Consider the following 648-nt stretch of genomic DNA (forward strand, 5'->3'; position numbering starts at 1 on the left):
TAACAATATCTAAAATATTAGATTGTTCTGCTAGTGCTTTATCAGCAATTTGTGTTAAAGCAACTGCTGAATTACCATCTTCAATAGATTGTCGAATACTTAATACTTGAGTTCTTAATTTATTAGCAATTGATAAACCTGAAACATCATCATTTACATCAACTATTCTTCTACCAGTTGATAATCTTTCCAAAGATTGATTTAAAAGTTTATTATTATCTCTAATTAAATTTTGAGCCTCAGTTGCGGCTGTATTAGTATTTATTATCATAATAAACCCTTTTATTAAAAAGCATTTACCCTGACACGGGAGCCTGTGTACTTTCTCGTTTTTGCGAGCATAGAGTTTTACTCTTCGGTATCAATTGATACCTATACATTTTTAAATCACTTTCATAAAAAATATTTATAATTTCTTACAATAATAATAATTTATTTATTAAAGCAATGTATAGAAAAAGTTATAAAGTAGCTCAACGGCTACTTTATAAAATTTAATCTATAATTGTTTATATTTATAATATATAAGAAGCAAGTATTATCAAACTATCTCACAATATTATAATGGTAAAAAAGCTATAGACTATTATTGTAATAATCTCATAACATTTTGTTGCATTGCATTAGACTGACTCATAGCATAAGTAC

The 648-nt window shown here is 25.9% G+C and carries 1 pseudogene; it reads right to left on the reverse strand.

The features are described 5' to 3' along the window. A pseudogene (locus ACERKK_RS13175) lies at window positions 1-271 on the reverse strand (flagellin); the annotation flags it as partial. Between the last annotated feature and the right edge of the window lie 377 nt (window positions 272-648).

The sequence above is a fragment of the Poseidonibacter sp. genome (genome assembly GCF_041821165.1).
GTDB lineage: Bacteria > Campylobacterota > Campylobacteria > Campylobacterales > Arcobacteraceae > Poseidonibacter.